This window comes from Vibrio qinghaiensis (assembly GCF_002257545.1).
Taxonomy (GTDB): Bacteria; Pseudomonadota; Gammaproteobacteria; order Enterobacterales; family Vibrionaceae; genus Vibrio; species Vibrio ordalii.
In genome coordinates, this window is the sequence record NZ_CP022741.1 from 818728 (window position 1) to 843065 (window position 24338).

General features: G+C 43.3%; 22 protein-coding genes. 2 read left to right on the forward strand and 20 right to left on the reverse strand.

Translation table 11 applies throughout. The features are described 5' to 3' along the window. Window positions 1-140: 140 nt before the first annotated feature. From CCZ37_RS03940 to vpsL, 7 genes are all read right to left on the reverse strand, one after another. Window positions 141-1457 (reverse strand): O-antigen ligase family protein, encoded by a 1317-nt coding sequence (locus tag CCZ37_RS03940; protein ID WP_094499801.1) that lies wholly within the window; start codon window positions 1455-1457, stop codon window positions 141-143. 71 nt (window positions 1458-1528) lie between these two features. Beyond that, window positions 1529-2143: a hypothetical protein gene (locus tag CCZ37_RS03945; RefSeq protein ID WP_094499802.1), complete on the reverse strand. Its 615-nt coding sequence runs from the start codon at window positions 2141-2143 to the stop codon at window positions 1529-1531. A gap of 551 nt (window positions 2144-2694) precedes the next feature. Further along, complete coding sequence (locus CCZ37_RS03955) at window positions 2695-3396, reverse strand: VpsP family polysaccharide biosynthesis protein (protein WP_094499804.1); 702 nt, start codon at window positions 3394-3396, stop codon at window positions 2695-2697. A 2-nt stretch (window positions 3397-3398) separates the two neighbouring features. After that, complete coding sequence (vpsO, locus tag CCZ37_RS03960; protein ID WP_094499805.1) at window positions 3399-5603, reverse strand: exopolysaccharide regulatory tyrosine autokinase VpsO; 2205 nt, start codon at window positions 5601-5603, stop codon at window positions 3399-3401. A gap of 13 nt (window positions 5604-5616) precedes the next feature. Beyond that, a complete protein-coding gene (vpsN, locus tag CCZ37_RS03965) occupies window positions 5617-6135 on the reverse strand; it encodes an exopolysaccharide export protein VpsN (protein WP_017045832.1) in 519 nt (172 codons plus the stop codon). Between the two features lie 6 nt (window positions 6136-6141). Next, on the reverse strand, window positions 6142-7332 hold the full coding sequence (locus CCZ37_RS03970; RefSeq protein WP_094500790.1) for an outer membrane beta-barrel protein: 1191 nt from the start codon (window positions 7330-7332) through the stop codon (window positions 6142-6144). Between the two features lie 19 nt (window positions 7333-7351). Next, window positions 7352-8746, reverse strand: a complete 1395-nt coding sequence (gene vpsL, locus CCZ37_RS03975; protein ID WP_094499806.1) for an exopolysaccharide biosynthesis glycosyltransferase VpsL — start codon at window positions 8744-8746, stop codon at window positions 7352-7354. Window positions 8747-9354: 608 nt separating this feature from the next. On the opposite strand from vpsL, the gene glyA reads away from it, so the two are divergent. Then, complete coding sequence (gene glyA / locus CCZ37_RS03980; RefSeq protein ID WP_010319607.1) at window positions 9355-10605, forward strand: serine hydroxymethyltransferase; 1251 nt, start codon at window positions 9355-9357, stop codon at window positions 10603-10605. Between the two features lie 117 nt (window positions 10606-10722). Here glyA and CCZ37_RS03985 read toward each other — a convergent pair whose 3' ends face one another. The 13 genes from CCZ37_RS03985 to leuS form a co-directional block, all read right to left on the reverse strand. Beyond that, entirely contained in the window at window positions 10723-11049 is a 327-nt protein-coding gene (locus tag CCZ37_RS03985; RefSeq protein WP_010317326.1) for a hypothetical protein, read from the reverse strand. Between the two features lie 149 nt (window positions 11050-11198). After that, entirely contained in the window at window positions 11199-12167 is a 969-nt protein-coding gene (lipA, locus tag CCZ37_RS03990) for a lipoyl synthase (RefSeq protein ID WP_010317327.1), read from the reverse strand. Window positions 12168-12172: 5 nt separating this feature from the next. Next, window positions 12173-12826, reverse strand: coding sequence for a lipoyl(octanoyl) transferase LipB (gene lipB, locus CCZ37_RS03995; protein WP_094499807.1), 654 nt, complete (start codon window positions 12824-12826; stop codon window positions 12173-12175). 214 nt (window positions 12827-13040) lie between these two features. Further along, entirely contained in the window at window positions 13041-13319 is a 279-nt protein-coding gene (ybeD, locus tag CCZ37_RS04000; RefSeq protein WP_010317329.1) for a DUF493 family protein YbeD, read from the reverse strand. 119 nt (window positions 13320-13438) lie between these two features. After that, window positions 13439-14617, reverse strand: a complete 1179-nt coding sequence (locus CCZ37_RS04005) for a serine hydrolase (protein WP_094499808.1) — start codon at window positions 14615-14617, stop codon at window positions 13439-13441. Window positions 14618-14709: 92 nt separating this feature from the next. Continuing rightward, window positions 14710-15492, reverse strand: a complete 783-nt coding sequence (locus CCZ37_RS04010) for a septal ring lytic transglycosylase RlpA family protein (RefSeq protein WP_094499809.1) — start codon at window positions 15490-15492, stop codon at window positions 14710-14712. A gap of 2 nt (window positions 15493-15494) precedes the next feature. Further along, complete coding sequence (rodA, locus tag CCZ37_RS04015) at window positions 15495-16616, reverse strand: rod shape-determining protein RodA (protein WP_017043436.1); 1122 nt, start codon at window positions 16614-16616, stop codon at window positions 15495-15497. Beyond that, window positions 16616-18496, reverse strand: coding sequence for a penicillin-binding protein 2 (gene mrdA / locus CCZ37_RS04020; protein WP_094499810.1), 1881 nt, complete (start codon window positions 18494-18496; stop codon window positions 16616-16618). Before mrdA ends, rodA begins: the two co-directional genes overlap by 1 nt. A gap of 6 nt (window positions 18497-18502) precedes the next feature. Next, on the reverse strand, window positions 18503-18973 hold the full coding sequence (rlmH, locus tag CCZ37_RS04025; protein ID WP_010317339.1) for a 23S rRNA (pseudouridine(1915)-N(3))-methyltransferase RlmH: 471 nt from the start codon (window positions 18971-18973) through the stop codon (window positions 18503-18505). A 3-nt stretch (window positions 18974-18976) separates the two neighbouring features. Continuing rightward, a complete protein-coding gene (rsfS, locus tag CCZ37_RS04030; protein ID WP_094499811.1) occupies window positions 18977-19294 on the reverse strand; it encodes a ribosome silencing factor in 318 nt (105 codons plus the stop codon). 62 nt (window positions 19295-19356) lie between these two features. Continuing rightward, a complete protein-coding gene (gene holA, locus CCZ37_RS04035) occupies window positions 19357-20382 on the reverse strand; it encodes a DNA polymerase III subunit delta (protein ID WP_010317344.1) in 1026 nt (341 codons plus the stop codon). A gap of 9 nt (window positions 20383-20391) precedes the next feature. Further along, the gene (locus tag CCZ37_RS04040; protein ID WP_010317347.1) at window positions 20392-21015 is read right to left on the reverse strand and encodes an LPS-assembly lipoprotein LptE; all 624 of its coding nucleotides are present in this window, start codon (window positions 21013-21015) and stop codon (window positions 20392-20394) included. A 136-nt stretch (window positions 21016-21151) separates the two neighbouring features. Further along, window positions 21152-23725, reverse strand: a complete 2574-nt coding sequence (gene leuS, locus CCZ37_RS04045) for a leucine--tRNA ligase (RefSeq protein WP_094499812.1) — start codon at window positions 23723-23725, stop codon at window positions 21152-21154. Window positions 23726-23847: 122 nt separating this feature from the next. Here leuS and CCZ37_RS04050 point away from each other — a divergent pair, with 122 nt between their 5' ends. Next, window positions 23848-24318: a zinc ribbon-containing protein gene (locus tag CCZ37_RS04050; protein WP_010317351.1), complete on the forward strand. Its 471-nt coding sequence runs from the start codon at window positions 23848-23850 to the stop codon at window positions 24316-24318. Window positions 24319-24338 lie beyond the last annotated feature (20 nt).

Sequence of the window (24338 nt, forward strand, 5' to 3'; positions counted from 1 at the left end):
AATCCCTCGAGATAATCGAGGGATTTTTTTTATTAATCAGATATGGAGTAGGAATCACTCTAAACGTATACCATTCCTACTTGAAGCTGCGCGGTGTTGGATACATTCGTTTACCTGCAACTCAAAGTCGTTTTTATATATCAGGAATATTTTGAACGAGTGACCAGACTCGGCATTGAATTTGACCAGTGTCCCATCAATAAACACAGCAAGAAATAAAGTGTTGTTGCGGGAGCTTGAAGTGGGAAATCAACACTCATATGTATCAACATACCGATAATAGCCATTAAAGACGCTAATCCGATCCCTTTCATTAACTTATTTCTGCGGTTTTTAAACGCATAAAATGCGCGTTGGGTGGCGACTAAGATCATTACACCCAATATCGAAACCATCACAAGGCCTGATTCTAATGTGAATTGGATGTAGTCATTATGAGCATGATCGTAAAACAGTTTTACTTTTCCTTGATTGTAGGAAGGGAAAGTGGAGTAGAAAGTGCCGGCCCCAAAGCCAGTCAGAGGCCTTTCTTGTATTGCGACTAGGGAATATCTGACCACATCATCTCTTGATTCACTTTCCAAGCTAGTTTCAATAAGACGTTGTTTCACTTTTTCTAATCCAAACCATTGGCTCACAATGAACGTATCAATGATGAATAAACTGATGATGAGCACATAAACACTTTTGGGTTTTGGTTTGTAAAAAAATAATAACAGCACACAACCTATAGTTAAGGCGATGAAAAAAGCCATATTACCCATTCTAGATCGAGTTAAGACTAATGCAATCAACATGATGACGAGCCCTAAACGTACAAAGGCTTTATCAGACAGCAACACGGCTAAAAACTGTTTAGTGATATTTCTCAATCCGGTTTTGTGTGAGCTATCGAGTTTGGCAATCAATAAGCCAAAGCCAATGCAGAGATTTAGCATTAGAAAATTGGCTAGATGGTTGTGATAGACAAAACTTCCAGAGGCTCTATTTCCTAGTGGTAGGTTGAAAATTATCGAATGATCTAGATTGAGTAGCAAAATCACGCCAGCGTAAAAGCCTTGGCAAATTCCACTGCTGACCATGACTACTGCGAGAAGTTTTAATTTTTTAGGTGTGTCGATAAGGACAAGAGCAATAAGACAAAACTGGAAATAGTGGAGCGATTTGATTGCAGAGACAAAGACTAAACTAGGATCCTGAGTTATACCAAGTTGTGGAATACTTTGGATGAATGACCAGCAAGTGATAAGCGCGATGGGAATGATGACTAATTTTCCCCTTATTAGACTGTTTTTCCAGTGCTCAAAAGAGTAGTTGAATAAACAGGCAATAAGCAGCAATGCAATCCAGATTTCATTGAATGACCATGCTAACGGGCGATTACTACCTAAGGGTATGGGTAGCCAAAATACAAAAATGAGAAATATTGGGAAAATGGATTTTTCTATTAGACGCATACTATTAATATCAATTAAGAAGGGCAGGAATATACCTGCCCTAAACTGGATGAAAGTATCGAATTAAACGATCAGTTTGGTGAAGCGGTACCACCGCCACTACCATTGCCGGTTCCAAGTGTTGTCGTGTTGCCTGGCACCGTTGCGACTGGAGGTAATCCACCAGGTAAAGCCGATGGAGTACCTGCTGCTGTCGGCTCCGTAATGGTCGCTGGGTCAGCGCCACCGGCGATTGCCGCAACAATCACATCAGTTGAGTCCATTAAATCCATTGCAATAACAGCATCAACGATAGCTTGAGCTGACTCTGGTGATTTAGTGACAGCAAGTTGAATGACTTGAAAACGCATCTCTTGAGGTGCATTTTTAACGAGTATTGCAGTCAAAGCTGCGACCTGGTCACTCGATATATGGTCAAATATCGTATTGAAGATCTCGAGTGCTAGTTGTGGGTGCAGAGTAGACGCTAGGTCCGCCATTTCTAGTGCCATGCTTGGGCATAGTTTCATCAAAGCTTGCAGAGAAATAATGGCATCGTCTGCTTGTTCCAAGCTGGCTCTTATTGTGTCTGTGGCCACTTTATGGTTTTTATAAAGTGAACAAGTAATTTCTGTTTCGGCATATAACCTTGAACTAGCCAGCAAAGCTGAAATAGCAATCCAAAATATCCATAGTGATTTTTTCATTGGTAAGTCCTAAAAGCCTACGATTTACTGTTGCGATGATTATAAGTGAAGTAGTACATCCAGTGATATCGCACTTCTGTTAATAAGGGTTCGATTCTCATTCTTAAGGCGTTTTTATGCGCGAGGTTGTCTTAGTCTGGAGTATAAGTTTGAAGATCGAAGTCTGCTAGCGACGTAATAGATTGTTGAGGCCATTATAATACCAAGTAAACTTGCCCCCAAATCGAGTAAAGAGAATGATCGTGAACTCGATAACATTTGTAAACTTTCATCAATTACGCAACAGGTCGAGACGATAACTATGGCGAGAAAGATGCTCTGTATAGGGGAAAGAGTGGCAGAAATGACTCGGATAAAAACCAAGGTAATGAATAGTGCAAGTGTAAAGTGGAGATAAATATCACCGCCGAGTGACTTTTCCAAAAATTTCGGTATCTCAGCATGAATATTCAGTGTTTTTGCCAGTGATAGCGAAGCCGTACCAAGAGAAAGCAAGGCTAACATGAACAAGGTGATAGGCCGTTTCATTGCATAATGTTTTATCATTGAACTCACTCTAGCACTCTCTTGCAGAGACTATTTTTCTCAGTATAACGCTGAGGGTTATAAATAATAGCTGCACAGGTAAATTTTAAGAGACCATTTGATTTTAGAAACTGGTAGGCTTCCCCTCGGCTTTGCGGATGAGCTAATGCTCTTGCGGCGTGATCAATAATGATAGTTCGCTGCGGCGCTGAAAAAATAGACCAATGGTTAAGGCCAATCTGGGAAAGAGAGTTGTTCACTTTGGGTGTAAAAGGCCCATATCGGTCGGCTTGTACAAAATAGAGATCAATATTCCCCCCTTTCAACTGAGTTTCAATCACCAATAAATCAGCCCATGTGTCTGGCCAAGTGGGTCTCAATAAAGTACTTTCCAAGTAGGCCTTTTTTGCATTGAGCAAGTGGCTTGCTTTATCTACATCATCGCCCAAATAGGCTTCCCACTCATAGACCTTACCCAGTAAATTGTGGTAGTGAGGATGGTCTCTGTGGTGCTGTAGTGCCTTTAGTATCATGAGCTTTGTTTCATTCACTTGCTCTAAAGTTACACCATCACTGTGCTTTGTCCAGTGGTCGATGTTTCTTTCTGTTGCTAGCGCGTAAATGGACGCCGTCAAAAAATGAAATGCAAAATAGAGAGTAACGAGTGCAGTTAGCCCAATGCTCAAACGCAAAGCATGGGCTAAAAAAGGGTGATTCGCGACCTTCATGGTTATTTTTCTGGGCCGTAATAGGATTGATATTGATGATAACCGCTATAATTAGAGGCTTTTTTGGTGTTCAGTTTGTTCAATATGACGCCATCAATTCTCGCTCCTTGCTGCGTTAAGCGTCCAACCACATCTCTAGCTACTTTAGTGCGTGTGTGTGGAGCATTGATCACCAGTATGGTCGAGTCCACGTACTGTGACAGCATAAATGCATCACTAACGGCTAAACACGGAGGTGTATCAATCACAATTCTGCTATAGCGTGTCTTTAGCTCTTCGAGTAGTGAGGCAAACTTAGGCGAGGAGATAAGTTCAAGAGGATTGTCTGTCACGACTCCAGCAGTCAAAACATCAAGCCCTGATTCTTCATCGGTATAGAGACACTCTTCTATGGTATGCGTACCTATGAGCAAGTTGCTCATTCCTGGCTGTGAACCAGAGATGCCAAAACGGTGTGCAACCGATGGTTTTCTCAAATCGCAGTCTATCAGCACTGTTTTTTCCATTTGTGCCAGTGAAAAAGCCAAATTGATACTCGAGGTTGTTTTTCCTTCCTCTGGCAGTGAAGACGTAACCATTACTACATGATGATCTTTGTTGGTGTTGGCAAGTAAATAGCTAGTCCGAACGGTTCTAATCGCTTCTGTTAGCTCTCGGTGTTTCGAATCAAAATAGGTTTTGAGCGTCAGAGGACCTCGAGTTTTTATTACCGGTACAATACCGAGCAAGCTTAGTGATAACTGTTTTTCGACCTGTTTTACATCAAGGAATGTATCGTTTACCGCATCAGCAATGAAAGCAACAACACACGCCAAACCAAACGAAGCGACAAACGCTAGCAATACAATCAGTTTACGATTCGGTTTGCTTGGTGCGAGGGGCGGATTGGCAAAATCGGTAAAACGAGCAATCGTAGCATTAAAGTCGCTCGATGCACTGGTCTCTTTTTGACGACTTAAAAAGAGATCAAACAGCTCTCGGTTTGTTTGGACTTCGCGCTTTAGCTCTGAATATCGTGCATTTTTTACGGATAGGCTTTGAAACTCTGATTTGCGTTTCTCAAGTTCCCGATGCAAAGAGCTTTCAGCTTGCTTAGCTGCTTGTAACTCATTGTTGATCCCATTTAATAACTGTTTTAGTTCGGCATTTAAATTGCGTTTTACAGAGGCTAACTCGGCTTGAGCTGATTTTAATTTTGGGTGTTTGTCACCATAACGTTTTGATAGTTCTGAGACTTTCTTTTCAGCTTGCACTTCAGCCAATTTGACATCTCGTATCGTCGGGTGGTTAGAGATCTCTGGGATAGATGCAAGGGCAGAGAGGTCACCATCTTGACGGCTGTACGTTTGAGCGACCAAATAAAGTGTTTCAGCTGCAACGCGTCTGTCTCTCGTTTTATTCAATTGAGAGGTCAGTTCTTCAAGTTCTTGGGATGCTAGGCTTTCAACGCCTTGGATATCAACGAGTCCTTCAGATTTTAAAAATGTTTGTAGTTGAGCTTCTGACGTTTTTAGTTGCTCGCGCAAATCACCCATGCGGTTGTTGAGCCAGCTATTCGCCTTCAGTTCAACTTGAAGTTTGTCTTCGATATGACTATCCATAAAGACGTTACCAATCTCATTGGCAATTTGAGCCGATAATTTAGGGTCTTTACTGGTGTAGAAAATATTCACTAGTTGAGTTTTTCTTATTGGGCTAACTTCTAGCCCACGCTTAAACTTAGCCAGAACCAATCGGCTAGTCCGATAGCTTTGGTCTTCCTGTGATATTTCTGCGGGCTTTTTCTTGAACGATTTCAGAACAGGAAACCATTCCAATACATCGAATTTAAACCCAGTTTTTTGATTATTTTCTACAGTAGGGTCAAATTCTGGGTGACTGGCAAGGTTAAGGCGTTTAATGACTTCCTCTGCGACTCGGTCTGATTTCAAAATCTCTATTTGAGTCAAATAGTATTCTTGGCTTTTGGTATCTAAACCATAGATGTCTTCAATCGAAACGGCTTTTGCTTGCTTTGATTCGATGATCAGTGAGGCGCGAGCGGTATATTGCGAAGGAATTGATAATGCAATCAATACCGCGATAGCGGTGACCATCGTAGAAAAAAGTAGAATACGCCATTTATAGTTGAGAAGAACATGGACGTACTGACGAACATCAATAACTTCATCTGAGTTCAAGTGATTTTTAATTAAAGAGTTTTCCATACAACTAAGTTACCTAAAAAAAGCTTTCTTCTACGGTGAGAATGTCACCAGGCTGAATTTTATGAAGTAATGTTACTTTTACTGGCTTGGCCTCAGGAGCATCACTTGATGATATATAGATCTTAGTTTTAGACGCTCGCTCTGTGAATCCACCCGCAATCGTAATGGCTTTGTTTACGGTTAACCCCGGATGATACGGGTAACTCCCGGATATCTTTACTTGCCCGTTGATAAAATAGGGACGATATTCGACTATGCTGACAAAAACATTGGGGTTAACCAGATACCCATCGATTAAACCATTGTGGATAGCAGTTTTTACTTCCTCAATCGTTTTTCCTTTCAGCTTAATTCGTCCCAAAAAAGGGTAATCAATGTTACCACTGTCACCTACACGCGTTTCAATAGATAACTCTGGTTCATCATAAACTTGAATCCGAATTTGATCCCCAACGCCTAACTTATAAAAACTCTCATTGGCCAATGTTGACCAGGAAAGACAGCTTAACAGAATGACTAAGAAGTACTTCATCGTAAGTTACATCACCCCTTCAATAGCAAAATAATACACATTTTGATCGTAGCTTAACGAACTGATATTGGAATCTCTCGATTCAAGTTGATAGCCGACTTTGAATGTTAGCCAACGACGAAAATCATAGCTCAGCGAAAGTGTTAGTTTACTGGTGTCATCGTCGCGAGCAGTGCTAGTGTAATTCTCGCTCAATAGAGAATAATCGACGTTAGAGGAGATGATGTCGCTCCAATTATGTGTCCAGTTTGCGTTATACACTTTGGTATCGATTGAATCACCGGTACCGTCGGTATCGGTTGATTTACGATTTGTTTTCAACTGCACCGCAGAGTATGTGCGGATGAGATAAGTGACATCAATATCCCATGAAAAAGAGTCAAAATTTTCTCTAGAAGAGGATTCAAAATCTTTATGTTGCATACCAACCTTGGCATTTCCCTGTAGTTTTCCTGTCGCGTCCCAAGAGGTACCAACATACCCCATATAATGGGTGCTGTCTTTGAGAGTTGAGCCAGGGGCTATATCACTATAATGCCTATCATTAACGATAATTTGGAAAACTAGCGACGTTTTTGGCAGCGCTTTATAGTACAGAGAGCTGTTGAATCGTAACTCATCCCAATTTTGGTATTGAGTAATAGTTTGGTTGTTTTTGTAGTCCAAATTACCCCAACCAAGGTTGGTTTCTATTCGACCTTTGGCGTCTTCGCCACCAAAACCGTAACCGAGGTTGAAGTTATTGGTGTTGTATTTGTTGTAGGACAAATTGAGTGTCGTATCGTTATCGCCACGCTGTTCATGAGTTAATGCAAGAGCATAACTTAAGTCAACTCGATGCTTGGAATTGAGTTCCCAGTCACTGGCTAAATCAAAGAAATGGTCAGTGTAGCTATCTTTGCTAGAGCTGAAAAAATCGCCTCTTTGTAGTCGATAACCTACGCGATGTTTCTGGCCACTTGTCGGCTCTATTGCTAAACCGATACCTGGCTCGAATACTGAATATTGGGAATGTTCGAGATCTTGTGACGCCTTTGCTAAGTTGTCGTTATAACCCGTTGATAAATTTAAAAAAGGTACAATGGCAATCCCTGATTCAGTCATAATTGGGTTAGGTTGTGGTTTTGCTTGTACGGCTGATAACGCAAAAAAAGCCAAACCAAAGGACGCGATTCTATTTAAATTAGTTGTGTTCATATGAGTATGCTTTTCCATTCTAGTAAGCATTCTTGCCTACAAATCCTTTAAATACGGTGAGAAATACGATTTTGATATCGAACCACAACGACCATCTGTGTATATAGTCCAAATCAAATTGGACACGTTTTTCCATTTTATCTAGCGTATCGGTTTCACCACGCCAGCCATTAATTTGTGCCCAGCCAGTGATTCCTGGTTTTACTTTATGTCTTAGCATGTAGCGGTTAACGATCGTTCTATACTGTTCATTATGTGCCACGGCGTGAGGGCGAGGACCAACAATTGACATTCGACCTTGTAGCACATTAATAAACTGTGGTAGCTCATCTAATGACGTCTTCCTAATAAACGCACCAAAAGGAGTCACTCGGGGATCATTTTTTGTTGCTTGTGTAACCTTGTTCCCATTGTCCATGGCACGCATGCTTCTGAATTTCCATACTTTGATAGATTTTCCATCCAGTCCATAGCGCATCTGTTTGAAAATAATAGGGCCTGGTGAGCTGAGTTTCACGCCTACCGCAACCGCAATAAGGACAGGGCTGATTAAAATCAAGATAAGACTACTTAAGACTAAATCTTCAAAACGTTTTAGCCACGTACCTAACCCATTGAATGGTGTATCAAAAATACTAAAAGCATTAACATCGCCGATGGTATACCAACGCGAATGCAGTAAATTGAAGGTAAAAAAATCCGGCACAATATAGGTATTCACTGTGCTATCCGAAAAGGCCTCTAGAATCTTGCTGATTCGATGCTGGGCTTGCATTGGTAGTGCTATGTACACACTTTTTACTTGACCGTTTTTGGCAAGTGTTAATGCATCATTAACTTTACCGAGCACCGGAATATCTCCTGCAATACGTTCATCACTTCTGTCATCGTAAAAACCAGCAAGTTGGATACCTAACTCAGGGTTATTAATGAGATTTTTCGATAGTTCTAGGCCTTGCGGTGTCATGCCTATAATGACCGCTTTGGTGGTGTGGTAACCTTTTTTATGCAGATAATAAATGACTGTAAATGCGACGAAGCGCCAAAGCAGTAATAAAGTAAATGAACCCACAAACCAGAAACCTAAAATTAAGCGTGAGAAATCGCTTCCTGTTTTTGTGAAATAACCAACTAAAGTTAAGCAGCCAACGGTTGAAGCCCAACAAAATGCAGTATGTAGAGTTAAAACTCTAAGTTTTGTGGTTCGCCAACCGCTATATATATCAAGGCTTTCAGCAATAAAGGAATAGAAAATAACCCCTAAAAGTCCCACTGATATATAAGACATGGTAACGATATGTGAGTGAAACTTAAGTGTAATATACATAGTGATCAGTATTACTAAACAATCTATCAGGCGGTAGAAAAATTTACCTTGATAGTTAGAAATACGGATCCTTCCTCTTTCACCCATTGTAGAAGCTCCTAACCGCTCAATTATTAAGGTAACGAATGATAATTATTTTTTAGCAGTCCATTCTCATATTAAGCACCGACGACTTCAACTGATCAGGTGCATCAAAAATAAGACGCGATGTGTGATATATAGAATGCATGACTGTATGTGGGTTTTTTCAATTTGAGATAGAGGAGTGGCGAAAGAAGACGCCTTGTGCAACTAAAAAGGTTCCCGTTAAAATGGGCAACCCAATCTTCTTTACGTGCGTGTGCTCGCATCAATAATGAAATTTTAATAATTAAGAATGGCGAACATAGTAAAGAAAAAGCGATATTTTCGGTAGATAGGGAGTGAGAATTGAGGTAAACCTATGTAATTGCCGTTTTACAAGGTGTAAAGCAGAATGGTTGACATTCGGCTTATCATTATCCAACTTACTGTTTAGCATGAGTTACCTTACCATCCATCATGAAAAAACCGCATGATAATTTCTGTAATTTGTTCTTTATGACCCAGATCAAATTATGTAGAATATGCGACATATTACGGTGACGAAAACGTTTGCTTTTGGTCGTTGTGTGGTTTTTTGAAACTTTCAGTAAAATCTGAGTCAGGAGATACAGATGCTTAAGCGTGATATGAACATCGCAGATTACGATGCGGACCTGTTCGCAGCCATTCAAGAAGAAACCCTTCGTCAGGAAGAACACATTGAACTTATCGCTTCGGAAAACTATACAAGCCCACGTGTAATGGAAGCGCAAGGTTCACAGCTCACTAATAAATACGCTGAAGGTTACCCAGGTAAACGCTATTACGGTGGTTGTGAGTTTGTCGACAAAGTGGAAACGCTGGCGATTGAACGTGCATGTGAATTGTTTGGTGCAGACTATGCGAACGTGCAGCCGCATTCAGGCTCACAAGCAAACAACGCGGTTTATATGGCTTTGCTTAACGCAGGTGATACCGTATTAGGAATGAGCTTGGCACACGGTGGCCATTTGACTCACGGCTCTCCTGTTAACTTTTCCGGTAAATTGTACAACATCATTCCTTATGGAATTGATGAGAAAGGCCAAATTAACTACGAAGAGATGGAAGCATTAGCGGTTGAGCATCAGCCAAAAATGATCATCGGTGGCTTCTCTGCTTATTCGCAAGTTTGCGATTGGAAAAGAATGCGTGAAATTGCTGATAAAGTAGGCGCGTACTTGTTCGTTGATATGGCGCATGTAGCTGGTTTGATTGCGGCGGGTGTTTACCCTAACCCAGTTCCTCATGCCCACGTAGTGACGACCACTACCCACAAAACACTGGCAGGTCCTCGTGGTGGCCTTATTCTTTCGAATGCAGGTGAAGACTTATATAAGAAGCTTAACTCAGCGGTGTTCCCCGGTGGTCAAGGTGGTCCTTTAATGCACGTTATCGCAGGTAAAGCGGTCGCGTTCAAAGAAGCACTAGAACCGGAGTTTAAAGAGTATCAAAAACGTGTCGTGGCTAATGCGAAAGCGATGGTGGCTGAGTTTTTAGATCGTGGTTACAACATTGTTTCAGGTTCCACAGAAAATCACCTATTCCTTGTCGATTTGATCGATAAAAATATTACAGGTAAAGATGCTGATGCAGCATTGGGTGCGGCTAACATTACAGTGAACAAAAACTCGGTGCCGAATGATCCGCGTAGCCCATTTGTGACTTCTGGTATCCGTGTGGGTTCTCCATCAATTACTCGTCGTGGTTTTACTGAGGCTGATGCAAAAGCACTAGCTGGATGGATGTGTGATATTTTGGATAACATGGGTGATGAATCTGTTATTCAAGCAACGAAGGCAAAAGTGTTGGAAATTTGTAAGCGTTTGCCTGTATACGCGTAGTTTTACGCACAAACAAAAAAGCTCCTGATATTCAGGAGCTTTTTTGTTTGGTCACTATTTATTATCAGCAATAAGAATAGTGGGTTCTCACTGTTTAATTTAATGCGCTTTACAGAACTATTTTGCAATGCTGAGCAATGTGCCAGACTTACATTGAAAAGAGTAATATTTCGTGCTCTCGTTAAATTTACCTAAGCCCTCACCATCACAATACTCAATATTAATATTGCGCATCGTATCAAGTGTTTTTTCGCTATTTAAGGCAAACTTAGAGCCGTCAGCGCAGACAATACGAACACGACCATCGTCACTCACCGAGTAAATGTTGACTTCAGTATTACAAAGCTCAAAGGAGGCTTCACGATAGTTATCTTGCTGAGTATTAGACGCGCAACCGGTCATTAAAGTAGCGGCAGCAAGGGCTAATGTACTGATCGTTTTCATGTTAATAAATCCTTAGCTTTATTGTCTATTTTCTATGTCGTTAGCCTATAGAACATAGAATCAATATTCAAGCTTCAATCACTACCAACCGAACTGAGTCCTACAAGCCGATGAGTGAACATCGGCTTTACCCAATGGTTAGCGTGTGGTTACTTCACTTCTAGCCCTTTGGCTTGCATATCCGCATGATAGGAGGAACGCACGAACGGGCCGCAAGCTGCATGAGTAAATCCAAGCTCTAGTGCGATCTCTTTAAGTTCGTCAAATTCAGACGGTGGGACATAGCGTTCAACTGGTAGATGATGACGGCTCGGAGCCAAATACTGACCCAGAGTGAGCATAGTGACGTCGTGAGCTCGAAGATCTTTCAATACTTCCACTATCTCTTCTTTTGTTTCACCAAGCCCCATCATGATGCCTGATTTGGTTGGGATAGTTGGATGTTGTTGCTTGAATTTCTTCAACAGTTCCAGCGACCATTTATAGTTTGCCCCAGGACGCGCTTTACGATATAGGCGTGGTGCGGTTTCTAAGTTGTGGTTAAACACATCCGGTGGGTTATCTTTGAGTAGTTCAAGGGCGATGTCCATCCGGCCACGAAAATCCGGTACTAACGTTTCGATACGGATCTCTGGGTTTAATGCTCTAATTTCACGATTACAGTCGGCAAAATGTTGGGCACCACCATCACGTAGGTCATCACGGTCAACTGAGGTGATAACCACGTATTTCAACTTCATATCCTTAATGGTTTGCGCCAGTTTTTGTGGTTCATTTGTTTCTGGCGCATTTGGCCTTCCATGAGCAACGTCACAGAATGGGCACCGTCTTGTGCAAATGGCGCCTAAAATCATAAAGGTGGCAGTTCCGTGGTTAAAGCATTCTGCTAGGTTGGGGCAAGACGCTTCCTCACACACCGAATGAAGATTGTTCTTACGCATGGCCGATTTGATCTCTTGAATGCGCTGGCTATCACTGGGTAGCTTGATTTTCATCCACTCGGGCTTACGCAAAACTTCTTTCTGTTCGGCGGCAGGCATATTTTTTACAGGAATTAATGCCATTTTGTCAGCGTCGCGGTACTTAACGCCTTTTTCCATTTGTATTGGTTTGCTCATGCTTTTTACCTTTGAAGAGGTGCTTCTGTGCTGAATTCTACTTGCTCGTAAGCCAATATGTTAACGAGTTCTTTTATTAGTTGTTTTTCTATGGTTTTCAGTTCTGTTGGGCCGCCCAGTTCACTGACTTGAGCCATTTCCAATCCCTGGTAGCCGCAGGGGTTAATGCGTAGGAAAGGAGAGAGATCCATATTGACGTTCAATGCTAAACCATGAAACGAGCAACCTTTACGGATCCGTAGCCCAAGAGAGCAGATTTTTTTCCCTTTGACATAGACGCCAGGGGCATCTGGTCTTGCGGCTGAGTCAATACGGTATGCTTGCAAGGTATTGATCACGATCTGTTCAATTTTGGTCACTAACTCTCTTACACCTAATTTTTTGCGGCGCAAATCGATCAAGAAATAAGCCACCAGTTGGCCTGGACCATGGTAGGTAACTTGGCCGCCTCGGTCACTTTGTACCACAGGAATATCACCAGTATCGAGAAGATGCTCAGCTTTACCTGCTTGACCTTGGGTAAAGACTGGTTGATGTTCGACAAGCCAAACCTGATCAGGTGTGGTTTCAGTTCTTGTATCGGTAAATATATGCATAGCTTCCCAGACAGGAAGGTATTCTTGGCGACCCAGACGTTTTACAACAAGCAAATTCAGCATCAACGTGACTCATCTACCGTATAAATAAAGTTTTTGCATTATAAACATCTTCCAGCGAATGAACTACCGATGAAGGCGATAAATTTGTCCTTAGTGTGATGGGGTGTATTCTAGCGGTATGATTTATATTAAAAAAGCAGCCAAAGCTGCTTTCAAAAAAAATTGAATAAATCAAATATATGAGAGGTTAGACATCTCGATTACGATTTTTGGGTTACAGAACCATACGCACTATGTCAATCTCGCCTAGCTCTTTATACAGTATCTCAACTTGTTCGATAGAGGTGGCGGTAATGTTAATCGATAAGGAGTGATAAGTCCCTTTTGCACTGGGTTTAACCCGTGGGCTGTAATCGCCTGGAGCGTGACGTTGGATAACTTCAAGAACCTTCTCTGGAAGTTCAGGCTTTGCATGGCCCATCACCTTGTAAGTAAATGAACAAGGAAACTCGAGTAAGTCTTTGAGTTTTGCATCAGAGTTGATAGTCAGCATAATGGAAGCTCCCGTTGATAATTCGATTTGCGGTGGCGAATACTACAGCGAATGTTGATGGAACTCAATAATCATAAAGCCGCGGTATGGCGGCTTTATTTTACCTTTTCTCAGGGAGATCAGAATAACCCTTTGAAAAGCAGAATGATGTAGTCCCAAAGACGGCTAAATATGCTGCCTTCATCCACATTTTCTAATGCCAAAAGAGGGTATTCAGCCACGTCTTTGCCATCAAGCTGGTAGTACAGCTTACCGACCACATCACCTTTGCTTATTGGCGCTCGCAGTTCTTTTTCAAGCACAAAGCTCGCACTAAGATCTTTCGCTTGACCGCGAGGCAGTGTGACGTAGGTATCTTCACTGACGCCAAGCGCCACTTTATCTTTGTCACCCATCCAGATTTTTTCTTCAACGAATGTTGCGCCTGCTTTGTGTGGTGCGACGGTTTCGAAGAATCTAAAGCCATAGCTCAGAAGTTTTTTGCTTTCTGATTTACGAGCATTTTCATCTTTGGTACCCATAACCACAGCAACGAGGCGCATTTTCCCTTCAGTTGCTGAGCTAACTAAACTGTATCCAGCATTGCTCGTATGGCCAGTTTTAATGCCATCTACGTTCATACTTTTATCCCACAGTAAACCATTACGGTTATACTGGGTAATCCCGTTATAAGTATACTTCTGCTCTGAATAAATACGATACTCGTTTGGGACATCACGAATCAATGCTTGGCCTAGTAGCGCCATATCATAAGGTGTTGAGTACAGATTTGGATTATCTAAGCCGTGCACGTTAGCAAAGTGCGTATTACTCATTTTTAGTGAACTTGCCCACGCATTCATTAGGTCAACAAAGGCGTCTTCAGAACCTGCAATGTGTTCAGCCATGGCCACGCACGCATCATTGCCAGACTGAATGATAATGCCTTTGTTCAGTTCTTCTACGGTAACTGTGGTGCCGACTTCAATGAACATTTTTGAAGAGTCAGGATAATTCTTCGCCCACGCATTTTTACTGACCACCACTTTATCTTGCGGAGAGATATTGCCACGTTTCAGTTCTTGGCCAATCACGTAGCTGGTCATCATTTTCGTCAAACTTGCTGGAGAAAGCTTGGTGTCCATCTCTTTTTCTGCCAGCACTTTACCTGAGTGGAAGTCCATCAATACATAGCCTTTAGCGGCAATCTGAGGAGCATCGGGTATGACGATCGGCGCAGAAAATACTGAGCTAGTAAAGGTTGCAGAAAGCGCAATAGAAGACGCTAAAATCGGTTTTAAGAATGTGTGTTTTTTCATGAGGAATGCAAATTTTCTTATTAACTGTCCATATCTTAACAGAAACGACCTATCAAACCAGAGCTTGAAGCAAGAACACTGGATTTGATGAGTCACTGAGTGACGGGTTGCGCTTTGATGAAGGCGGTCTCGTAACCGAGCAATTTAACTTTTTCTAGCGTTTGTTGAGTCAGCGCATCGTCATTAAATGGCCCTAAAAATACGCGATGAATGCTATTTACACTATCTACAAAGCTTTCAACCGTCAAAGTTTGACCTAATTGATCTGATAAAGTTCGTATTCTTTGCTCTGATTTTGAGGAGGCAACTTGGATAATGTATTGAGCCTTCTTTTTCTGTGGTGACGTCGTGATCGGTTTATCGATGGTGATGACTTCGATAGCCACATTCGCAGTCCCGGCTTGAACCACACCCAATTTGTAAGCGGCAGCGTAACTTAAATCAATAACTCGACCCTCATGAAAAGGACCGCGATCGTTTACCCGAACGATCGCAGTTTTTTTGTTATCTAAATTCGTTACTTTAACGTAGCTGGGTAACGGCAACGTTTTATGGGCGGCCGTCATCGAATACATGTCGTAGATTTCACCGTTGGATGTCAGATGTCCATGAAACTTTTTTCCATACCACGAGGCTTGGCCCTTTTCTGTAAATCCTTTGGCCTCTTTGACAATGGTGTAGTTTATGCCTCTCAAAGTGTAATTCTTGTTGCCACCCAAACTATAGGGTTCGTATTGCGGATGTGCATCTTCAATATGCTCAACCGAAAGTGGCGTGTTAGGGGCCACGTCATCTGTTATTGAATAGCGGCTTGAAGAGCTACAACCGATGAGAAATAGACTCGTTAATATAAAGATAAATAGGGAGTTTCTCATGCTTAGGTTGCCTTAGAAAATGCTTTTCGGTGAGTGTGGATAGACATCAGTATACCAAAGCCAGCCATGAGAGTGACCATGGATGTGCCACCATAGCTGATGAGAGCCAAGGGAACACCAACCACAGGTAAAATACCACTGACCATACCAATGTTGACGAAAACGTAAACAAAAAAACTGAGCACAATACTTCCTGCCATCATTCGCCCAAAAGCCGTTTGTGCGTTGCTCGCGAGGTAGAGTCCGCGTCCGATGATAAAGAGATAAATAGCGAGTAAGCACAAAATGCCAATCATGCCCCATTCTTCTGCAATGACGGCAAAAATGAAGTCAGTATGGCGCTCTGGTAAGAACTCAAGTTGTGATTGTGTCCCGTGTAGCCAGCCTTTTCCTGACAAGCCTCCTGAGCCAATAGCTATTTTACTTTGAATGATATGATAACCTGCACCGAGTGGATCGGATTCTGGATTGAAAAGTGTTCTGACGCGGGTTTTTTGATATTCACGCATCAAAAAGAACCAAAGTACGGGTATAAACGCACCTAAAGCAACGGCAGCAGAAAAAATGATTCGCCAGCTTATGCCAGATAAGAAAATGACAAAAATGCCGGAGGCTGCAATCAATATTGAAGTGCCAAGATCGGGCTGCTTCGCAATTAACACGGTAGGAATGAACACCATCAATAACGAAACAACTAAGGTCTGGATGGTTGGTGGAAGAGAACGTTTGCCTATGTAGCGAGCGACCATGAGAGGCACTGCGAGTTTGAGCAATTCTGAGGGCTGAAAACGAACAAAGCCTAGATTTAACCAGCGCTGAGCTCCCTTGGATGATTCGCCAAAAAACAGCACACCGAGCAGTAGTAGTACGCCACAGAAAAACATAAATGGCGCAAGAGACTCATAAGTTCTTGGGGAAATTTGTGCAAGAAAGATCATCACACCTAAAGCCAGTGCCATTCGCATAGCTTGACGATCCATCATGTTTAGGCTTTGACCGCTAGCGCTGTACATCACGATCAGCCCAAATCCCATCAATAACAAAATACCCAGCAGTAATGGCAAGTCGATGTGCAAGCGCTCAAAAAGCGCTCGATTTTGTCCTGTTGAAGGATCCAGTTCCATTATTGTTCAGCCTCTTTACCTAAAATAGCGCGGTCAAATATTTTCCTCACAACGGGGCCGCCATTGCCTGAGCCTCCGCCGGCGTTTTCGAGTACCAGAGTGACAATGAGCTTTGGATTGTCTACGGGAGCAAAACCAGTGAATAGGGCATGGTCACGAAGGTGCTCGGCTAACTCTTCAGCGTTATATACTTGGTTTTCTGCCAAACCAAATACTTGTGCAGTCCCAGATTTTCCAGCGCTGACATATTTCATATTGGTAAATGAGCGTCGTGCGGTTCCTTTACTACCGTGATTTACGAGGCGCATACCATTGATTGCAATATCCCAATAGCGTTTTGGCACCCCTTCGATCGGTGGCGATGTTTCTAGTTCTGAAAGCTCTTGTCTGCTGAACTCTTCACCATTTTTGAGCGTCGAACGCAATAAATGTGGCGCAATGACTGTACCATGATTAACCAGTACAGAAGTGGCTTTGGCTATCTGCATCGGTGTTGATGTCCAATACCCTTGGCCAATGCCGACCGGAATCGTATCACCTTGATACCAAGGCGTTCGGTGTCTTGCCATTTTCCACTCACGCGTTGGCATGTTCGCTTTACCTTCCTCGTAAATATCCAAGCCCGTATAGTCACCAAAGCCAAATTTCATCATCCAGCTAGAGAGGCGATCAATTCCTAAGTCGTAGGCTATCTGATAGAAGAAAGTATCGACAGACTCTTCGAGCGCCTTATTAATGTCCACTCGACCATGCCCCCAGCGCAACCAGTCTCGGAAGGGGCGCGTTTTGGAGTTTGGTATCACCCAATAACCAGGATCATTACGTGTTGTTGTTGGGGTTATAACCCCCTCTTGAAGTGCAGCGACGGCAATAAAAGGTTTAATCGTTGAGCCGGGAGGGTAAATACCAAGTGTCGCTCGATTGACTAACGGGCGGTCTGGGTCATTGAGAAGTTCGTTGTAGGCGGCGCTAGAAATACCATGTACGAATGGGTTTGGATCGTAGCTTGGACTTGATGCCATGGTAAGGACACCGTTATCTTTTGGATCGAGCACTACAATTGAACCTCGACGGCCATCTAACAACTTGTGCACATAAAGCTGCAGGTCAATATCTAAGCTTAAGACAATGTCTTTTCCTGCCACGGGAGGGACGTATTTTAAGGTGCGAATGATGCGTCCTCGGCTATTGACCTCAACTTCTTGGTAGCCTGCCGTCCCGTGCAGCACATCCTCATAAAAGCGTTCAATCCCCAGTTTTCCAATATCACGAGTGGCTTGGTAATTGGCTGAGCGCTCTTCGCGTTCTAGACGTTCCATATCTCGGTCATTGATCCTGGATACATAACCGATGACATGAGTGAGAACTTCGCCATAGGGGTAGTAGCGTTTTAGGCTTGCGCTTACTGATACACCGGGAAATTTGTGCTGATTGACCGAAAAAATAGCCACTTCTTGTGGTGTTAACTGTGTCAAAAGCGGCACTGAATTAAATCGGCGTGTCTGACGACGCTCTTTTTCAAAGGCAGCAATTTTTTCTGGTGAGATGGTTAGGTATTGCTGTAAGCGCGTGATCGTATCATCCATATCGCGCACTTGCTCAGGCGTGATCTCTAAGTTGAATACTGGGCGGTTTTCCGCGAGTAGCACACCATTGCGGTCATAAATTAACCCTCGATTAGGCGCAATCGGGACGATTTTGATTCGATTATCGTTGGATCGCGTTTTGTAATCTTGATATTGGTTAATTTGAATATGGTACAAATTGGTAAGCAGGACACCCACCAGCATTATGATCGCAATAAAAGAGACAATTGCTCGGTTGCGAAACAGCCGAGCTTCTGATTGGTAGTCACGAATTTGGCTACGCTTACGTAACATGAATAGTTATTCTCGGTGATAAGGGTGATTCGCCGTAATACTCCAAGCGCGGTACAAACTTTCTGCCATGACCACTCGAACCAAAGGGTGAGGTAGTGTTAACGGCGAAAGAGACCAGCTCTGCTCTGCGGCGGCTTTACATGCCGGAGAAAGCCCTTCAGGGCCACCAATTAAAATCGATACATCACGGGCATCAAGCTTCCAACTTTCAAGTTGTTCCGCCAGTTGTTCGGTATCCCAACGCTTGCCTGGAATATCGAGAGTAACAATTCTGTTGCCTTTTGGCACGGCCGCGAGCATGGCTTCACCTTCTTTTTGCAAAATTCTTGCAATATCCGCATTTTTGCCACGTTTGCCCGCTTGTATCTCCACTAATTCAAGTGGCATATCGTGTGGAAAACGTCGGCGGTACTCTTGAAAGCCTTCTTCTACCCATTTCGGCATTTTGGTACCAACGGCAATCAACTGAATTTTCAAAACTTAACTCCAAAGTTTTTCAAGCTGGTACAGATCACGGTGCTCTTCTTGCATAACATGCAACATGCTGCTGCCCATGTCTAGCACGACCCATTCACCTTCACTTTCGCCATCCATACCCAGTGGTTCCATGCCCACTTTTTTGACTTCAGTTGCGACATGTTCGGCAATCGAGGCTACATGTCGTTTTGATGTGCCTGTGCAGATGATCATGTAATCAGTGATATTAGATTTTCCCTTAACATCTAAGGTTTTGATATCAATGGCTTTCATATCGTCGGCTTTATCGGCAAGAAAATCTTTTAATTCATGGTGTAGCAAGCGTCATCTCCTTTAAAAATTGGTCTGGTTACTGACAAAATGGCGCGGAGTATAACACGCCTTCAAGCCAACTTTGATACAACGGACTGTGGCAAGCAAAATTCGACACTGATTTGCTGCAATATTGGCCAAGGAGAGGTTTCATACTGAGTTTTAGTTACTCTTTCGGCTTGGGTGAGTAATGCAATCAGCTGTTTGAGTCTATCTCTCGATAGTCTTTTTAAGCTTGCCGCGTACCAAGGTCGCTTGGATTGCCAAATTCGGTATTTATCAAAGGTTGAGCCAATCGGCATCTGGGTTACATCTTGATGCATTTGCAGCAGCAGCAGCAGCTCTTTTTGTAGGCTGCGTATCAGAATCACAGGCTCAGTGCCTTCGGTAATGAGCTGGCGTAAAATACGTTGTGACCGATTCGCTTGCCCTTCGAGCAGCGCATCGACCCAGTGAAAGACGGTGAAGTGGTTATGTCGGCTTAATGATTCTTCTAAGCGGATCAGCGTCAGTAAGCCATCTGGATAGAGTAGTGCGAGTTTTTCTAAGCTTTGAGATAGTGCGAATAGATTGCCTTCATGCCATTGCGCTAGCATCTGCACTGCTTCTTGATCTGGTTTTAGTCCCAATGTGCGGCAGCGAATCATGACAAATTGTGGCAGTTTGTTGATATCCGGGGTTAAGCAACTCACCCAACATCCTAGGCTTGAGAGTGTTTTAAACCATTTAGCGCTCTCTTGCGCTTTGGTTAATTTCTCGCCGATAACCACAAGCAGCACGTCAGGATGAAGTGATTGGCCTAGCGCGAGTAGTTCTTTTGCAGCGGCTGCATTTGCACCCGTTTCAGGTAATTCAATTTCAATGATTTTTTTGCTGGAAAATAAACTTAAAGCCTGGCAGCAGTCATAGACTTGATCCCAGTTTAAATGGGCATCGGCACTAAAACGGTGGCGTTCTTCAAACCCTTGCTCTAGTGCTTTTTTTTCTATCGCTACGCGTGATTCTTGCAACAATAACGGCTCATTACCGAACAGTAAGTAAAGCCCCATCAAAGGCTTTTTTAGGTGTTCGGTGAGTTTGTCAGCAAATATTCTCATTATTCGCCTTTAGTTTGCCGCAGGAGCCGTGAATTGTGACGTTTCGCCTTCAACGGTGTTGATCTCATAGTGTTGTTGGTCTGCTTGCTGTTGATTTTCTTGTTGTTCAAGTTGATGTTCATTGGTTGCAATATCGGCTTTTAAACGTGCCATTTGGCGTAAAATTTGAGTCGCAGCCAGTTTGCGCATTTCATCTTCAATCATGTCTCGCTCTACCGATTTAGCGAGAGCGGTTAATGGGTTATCAAGATAGCTACGAGTGACACTGGTTGAGAACGTTTTTATCCCTACTTCAGGTAGAGTGACGCGATACGATGCATTAAAAGTGAGTTCTTTTTCTGCTGCACGAGTATTTTGATAAAGCGAAAGGGTCCGCTCACCAACACTCTCACCTGTCAGATGGATGTTCGGCACCGTTTCGGCAGGGGGAACAATTTCAATGTCACTCATTCGTAATTGATTTTTTACCATACGAGTAAAGGTGCTGTATTGGTCATAGCTGGTGACAGAGACTCGATTGAGCTCTTCAGGAACGGAGTAATCGCCACGCAGATGAAAGCCACAAGCTGAGAGTAGGCTGCTCATAATAACAATTAACGATAATTTCAGAGAGTAAGACGAAATTTGGCGCATTGGGGTTAAGTTCTCATATATTTAGGTGACTTATCTTAGCGCTCTATCGCTCTGTGGGTAAGAACGCTAAGATAAATCAACAGGGCAGCGAGCCACCCTGCTGATAAACCAGTTATTACGACATTAGGCCACGATATTAGTTCGCCACGATGTTCAGTAACTTACCTGGTACATAAATAACTTTACGCACGGTTAAGCCATCCGTAAATTTCATGACGTTCTCGTCCGCTAAACCGAGTGCTTCAACCTGATCTTTACTTGCATCAGCGGCTACGGTCAGCTTACCACGAAGTTTTCCGTTAACTTGTAGGACGATCAGTTTTTCATCTTCCACTAGGGCCGATTCGTCGTAGGTCGGCCACACGGTATTATCTACATCACTCTCACCCAGTGCATTCCACAGTTCAAAGCTGATATGAGGAGTGATTGGGTAAAGCATGCTGACAACCGCTTTTAAAGCCTCGTCGAGAATGGCCCGATCTTGCACGGATTCTTGTGGCGCTTTAGTGAGTTTATTCATCAACTCCATAATCGCAGCAATGGCGGTATTGAACGTCTGGCGGCGTGCAATATCGTCAGTCACTTTGGCGATGGTTTTATGCACATCACGACGCAGCGCTTTTTGTTCACCAGTCAGAGAGGCGCTATCTACCGCTTCAGCCACACCTTTAGCGCTATGTTCTGCAACCAGTTTCCAGACGCGTTTTAGGAAGCGGTTAGCACCTTCTACACCAGACTCTTGCCATTCAAGCGTCATGTCAGCCGGAGAGGCAAACATCATGAATAGACGAACCGTATCGGCGCCATACTTATCAACCATCTCTTGCGGGTCGATACCGTTGTTTTTCGACTTAGACATTTTGATCATGCCTGAGTGCTCAACGTTGCGGCCTTGGTTGTCTACGGCTTGAGTGATGCGGCCTTTACCGTCGCGTTCCACTTTTACGTCAGTTGGCGCTATCCACTCTTTGGTGCCTTTCTCGTTCGTGTGGTAGAACGCATCGGCCAATACCATGCCTTGGCAAAGTAGTTGCTTGAAAGGTTCATCTGAAGTGACATAGCCTGCATCACGCAATAGCTTATGGAAGAAGCGTGAGTAGAGCAGGTGCATACAAGCATGCTCAATACCACCAATGTATTGGTCTACTGGTAACCAGTAGTTTGCCTTCGCTGGGTCTAAAATATCGTCCGCTTGTGGTGAACAGTAACGAGCGTAATACCAAGACGATTCCATAAACGTATCGAAGGTATCGGTTTCACGCAGTGCAGGATCGCCATTAAAGGTGGTTTTGGCCCACTCTTTGTCGGCTTTGATTGGGCTTGTCACACCATCCATCACAACATCTTCTGGTAGAATGACGGGCAGTTGATCAATTGGCACAGGGTGAACTTGGCCATCTTTGGTGGTCACCATAGGAATCGGCGCGCCCCAGTAACGTTGGCGAGAAACCCCCCAGTCACGTAGACGGAAATTAACGGTTTTCTTGCCTTTACCTTCAGCCTCCAGCTTGGCTGCAATAGCATCAAATGCTGCTTGGAAGGCTAAACCATCAAATTCGCCAGAACCAAACAGGACTCCTTTTTCAGTGTACGCAGCGCTAGACACATCGACTTCAGAGCCATCTTCTGGTTTGATGACTGGAATGATGTCTAGGCCATATTTGGTGGCGAACTCAAAATCACGTTGGTCATGAGCAGGTACGGCCATCACCGCGCCTGTACCGTAATCCATCAGCACAAAGTTGGCGATATAAATAGGCACTTCACGACCATTTAAAGGATGAATGGCCGTTAAGCCTGTATCCATGCCTTTCTTTTCCATGGTCGCCAGCTCAGCTTCTGCAACTTTGGTGTTCTTACATTCGTCAATAAAAGAAGCTAAAGCAGGGTTATTTTGCGCTGCAATGGTCGCTAATGGATGACCAGCCGCAATGCCCACATAAGTGACACCCATCAAGGTATCAGGGCGAGTGGTATAGACGTCGAGATCTGAATGACCGTTGACACCAAACTTGAGCTCTACGCCTTCTGAGCGACCAATCCAGTTACGCTGCATGGTTTTGACCATTTCAGGCCAGCCATCTAAGTTTTCTAAATCGTCCAACAGTTCTTGTGCGTAGGCGGTGATCTTAATAAACCATTGTGGGATCTCTTTTTGTTCTACTGGTGTATCACAACGCCAGCAGCAGCCATCTTCAACTTGCTCGTTAGCGAGAACGGTTTGGTCGTTTGGACACCAGTTAACGGAAGAGGTTTTCTTGTAGACTAAGCCTTTTTGATACAGCTTAGTGAAGAACTCTTGTTCCCAGCGGTAATATTCTGGCGTGCAAGTGGCGAATTCACGGCTCCAATCGTAGCCAAAACCCAGCAGTTTTAACTGGTTTTTCATGTACTGAATGTTTTCGTAGGTCCAAGGCGCTGGTGCCGTTTTGTTTTTTACAGCCGCATTTTCAGCCGGTAGGCCAAATGCGTCCCAACCAATGGGCTGCATGACGTTTTTGCCTTGCAGACGTTGAAAACGAGAGACTACATCACCGATAGTATAGTTACGCACGTGACCCATGTGCAGTCGGCCACTTGGGTATGGGAACATAGAAAGACAGTAGAATTTTTCTTTATTTGGGTCTTCACTTACAACGAAGGTCTTGTTGTCATCCCAGTGCTGTTGAACTTTTTGTTCAATATCTTGCGGGTTATATTGCTCTTGCATCGATGATATCCGGTTATCTTGGAATTTGTGAGTTCGGTTAGAACAGAGTCTAATAGATCGACATAGAATACCTAAAGCAGGGGTACACAACAATAGCCAATCTGGTTTGATGGAGGTGGGTGATGCCAAAACGTAAAACGAGTTACGAAGAGATTGTGGATGACGTGATTGAAACGCTCAAACATAGTCCTGATGAAATGTCCCAAGTTTTGCAAACGTCAGGTAAATTTGTAGATGCTGCTAACGATCTCACCAAAGATGAATTGGCGCTTATTTCTGCCTATGTAAAAGCGGATCTTAAAGAGTTCGCGGATAGTTTTGAAGAGAGTAAAAGCAGCCCATTTTCATTGATGATTACCAATTCAATTTGGCAGGGGCTTTTTGAAATCACCGATAAAACGAAAGTGGAATGGGTGGAGTTGTTTCAAGATTTAGAACGACAAGGTTTATATCAAGCGGGGGAGATGATAGGCCTTGGGATGTTAGTGTGTGACCATTGCGGGCATAAAACCCAGTATAATCATCCAACTGAAGTTATGCCTTGTATTCAATGTGGACAAACGGCTTTTGCTCGTCAGCCATTAAAACCTTAAGTGTTGCTGGTAGGAAAAAA